This window comes from Mycobacterium sp. (assembly GCF_036488105.1).
Classification (GTDB): Bacteria; Actinomycetota; Actinomycetes; order Mycobacteriales; family Mycobacteriaceae; genus Mycobacterium.
Map to the genome: position 1 here is coordinate 1 of NZ_DASXHW010000382.1, position 3,296 is coordinate 3,296.

General features: G+C 68.9%; 2 protein-coding genes. One reads left to right on the forward strand and one right to left on the reverse strand.

Annotation, left to right across the window (positions count from 1 at the left end; translation table 11 throughout):
* The first annotated feature begins 107 nt into the window (after positions 1-107).
* Positions 108-1,171 (forward strand): IS630 family transposase gene (locus tag VGH54_RS20180; protein WP_331513853.1). Its coding sequence is split into 2 segments (ribosomal slippage): positions 108-593 and positions 596-1,171, totalling 1,062 coding nucleotides; the frame shifts between segments, so codons are not numbered across the junction.
* 139 nt (positions 1,172-1,310) lie between these two features.
* Here the strand turns inward: VGH54_RS20180 and VGH54_RS20185 are convergent.
* Positions 1,311-3,296: SEL1-like repeat protein (locus VGH54_RS20185; RefSeq protein WP_331513854.1), on the reverse strand; the 1,986-nt coding region annotated here is incomplete at its 5' end.

Genomic DNA, 3,296 nt, shown 5'->3' on the forward strand with positions numbered 1-3,296 from the left:
CTCATACCGACCTGAATAGAGGGTGACTCGCGAAGGGGGTTGCGGCGCGCGCGGGGCTGTGATTCTTGAGAGAGCAGATTTTGTGGTTATTGACGGGGGAAGCCACAATGCCTGCTCTGGCGATCCGCGACGATGTTGATCCTGGCGAGCTGCGCCGGCGGGCGCGGGGGCATGACGGGCGGGTCGGTGCCCGGCTGATCGCGATCGCCAACGCGCTGGAGGGGATGGACCGGGCGACGGCGGCGCGGCTGGCCGGAATGGACCGGCAGACGCTGCGCGACTGGGTTCGCCGCTACAACGCGGAAGGGATCGCCGGGCTGTCCAACCGGCCGGCGCCGGGGCGCTCGCCGAAGCTGACCGAAGGGCAGATGGCCGCCTTGAAGGCGATCGTGCTGCGCGGCCCCGATCCGGCGGTCGACCAGGTCGAGCGCTGGCGGATCGTCGATCTGTGCCGGGTGGTGGCGGAACGCTGGGGTGTTGTCTACAGCGAGACGGGAATGCTGCGGCTGTTGTGGTCGCTCGACCTGTCGCACCGCAAGACCCGCCCGGTTCACCCGAAGAGCGATGCGAGGGCGCAAGAGGCCTTCAAAAAAGGGGGTTCGCCGCGCGCCTGGGCGAGATCGTAGCGGCCCATCCCGAGGCCGAGCGGTTCGAGGTGTGGAGCCAGGATGAGGCGCGCGTCGGGCAGACCGGCCGCATCGGCTACATCTGGTGGCAGCGCGGCCATACCCCGCGCGGGCGGCGCGACTTCGGCCACCGCTCGGCCTGGATCATCGGCGCGGTGTGCCCCCGGCGCGACACCGGCGTGGCCCTGGTGATGACCCGGCTCGACACCGAAGCGATGAACCTCTTCCTCGTCGAACTCTCCCAGGCCGTCGCCCCCGGCGCGCACGCCGTCGTGCTGATGGACAAAGCGGGATGGCATATCGCCGGCGACCTCGTCGTGCCGGCCAACATCACCCCGGTCTTCCTGCCGCCCTATTCGCCCGAGCTCAACCCGATCGAGCGGCTCTGGCTCTATCTCAAGGACAGCCGCCTCACTCACCGCGTCTTCGCCGGACCAGCCGAAATCATCAATGCCTGCTGCGACGCCTGGAATGGCCTGCTCGCCGAAACCGGACGCATCCGATCCCTCTGCTCCTACCCCTGGGTCGAAAAGGTCAGCCCTTAATCAGGGCGGTATCAGTCGGGTAGAAAAGAGACCTTCGCCCAACCGCGCGCCGATGGCCTGGTTCCGCCGTTAGCCGTCGCTTCTGAAGCCCAAGCACCGACGAAGTGCGGTTGGATGGTGGACTAGGCGTGCGGGTTGCCTAGCGCCGCGACGCAGAAGAGGCGTCCCAATCAGCATGAGTGGGTGTATGCGCTAATCGCGTATGGGCGGCAGCGAGACCATGTGTGGCGGCCTTTTCGTACCAGGCACGCGCAGCCGCCGGGTCGGGCTCGGTGCCGCGGCCGCTGGCGATCAGGTCGCCGAGCATCAGCTCGGCTTCCGGCATGCCTTTCTCGGCGGCCTGGGCACACCAGGCGATCGCTTTGGCGTCGTTACGCTCGGTGCCGACACCTTTCGCCAGCATCACTGCCAGATTGTACTGAGCGAGCCGATCGCCCTGCTCGGCGGCGCGGCGACACCATTTCGTCGCTTCCGGCAGATCGGTCGCCACCCCCTGGCCGACGCAATACATCATCGCCAGCTGGACCTGCGCGGCGGCATGCCCTTGCCTGGCAGCTAGGCACAACCATTGCGCCGCTATCTCGTCGCTGCGCGGGATGCCCTCGCCGCGCAGATGGATGCGCGCGAGAAAGAGCTGCGCCTCCAAAAAGCCGCCCTCGCCGGCCGCCCGCCACAGACGCATCGCCTCGTCGGCGCGGCCCTGCTGCTTTCGCAGCTGGCCCAGCGTGAGGAGCGCCGGCAGGTGGTTGCGTTCGGCGGCGCGGGTGAGCAGCGTCTCGGCACGCGCCTCGTCGCGCTCGATGCCCTGGCCGCGGATTAGCAGCTGCGCGAGGCCGAGCATGCCGTCGAGCTCGTCGTTCGCCGCGGCGCGGCCGAGCCACGATGCCGCCGTCGCCGGGTCGGCCGGCACCCCGTCTCCGCTCATATGGAGCTGGGCCAGCCTGACTTGCGCTTTGGTCATGTCCTGCTCGGCGGCGCGGGTGAACCACTCGACCGCCCGCGCCGGGTCGCGCTCGACACCGCCGCCGTTCATGTAGAACGTGGCGATATTGAACTGCGCCAGCGCGTGGCCCTGCCGCGCGGCGAGCTCGAACCATTTCGCCGCCTCACTCATCCGCAGCGCGACGCCCTCGCCGCGGGCATAGAAGGTGCCGACGGTAAATTGCGCCTCGGCGATGCCGGCCTCGGCGGCGATGCGGAACCAGTTCACCGCCTCGAACTTGTTGGCCGTCGAGCCTTGGCCGGCGCTGTACATCTGCGCCAGCGTCATCATCGCCTGCGGGAAGCCGCCGCGCGCCGCGCGCCGGAAGCAGCTTTCCGCGGCGACGAGGTTTTGCGGAATGCCGTCGCCGCGCCAATGCAGCAGCCCGAGATTGAAGCAGGCGCGGGCATTGCCGCGCTCGGTGGCTTTTTGAAACAGCGCCGCGGCCGCGGCCGGGTCGCGCTCGACGCCCGCGCCCGAGAGATACATCAGGCCGAGCGCAAGCTGGGCACCGTCGTGGTTGTTGTCGGCGGCGCGGCGGTAGTGCTCGGCGGCGGCCGGGTGATCGACAGCGACACCGAAACCGTTGGCGTGGAGCACACCGAGGCCGAATTCGCCTTCTGCATTGCCGCCGCGCGCCGCCAGCTCGTACCAGAAGCGAGCCTCGTCGTAATCGACCTCACACGGGCCGCCGCGCGAATAGAAGATCGCGGCGTTGGCCTGTGCCGCCGGGTGGCCCTGCGTGGCGGCAGCGAGCGTCCAGCGCAGCGATTCCGCCTCGTCGCGGTCGACGCTAAGCCCATTTGGCGACAGGATTTCGAGGTTGCTGTCCGCCGCGTCCTTATCTTCGCCGGAGGCGACCCGGTACCATTCGCCCATCGTCAGCGGGCCGAAATCGGCGCGGCCGAACTGATAGAGCAGGCTCAGCTGGTATTGCGCCTCGGCATGGCCCTGCTCGGCGGCGCGGCGGTACCAGGCCATCGCGTCAGGGGCGTTGCGGATGACGCCGTCGCCGCGCAAGTAAAGCTGGCCGAGGCGGAACTGTGCTTCGCGGTTGCCGCCGGCCGCGGCGCGCGACCACAAACGGAAGGCCTCGGCGAAATCCTGTCGGTCGAAAGCCTCCTGCGCGTCTTGTACGGGGCG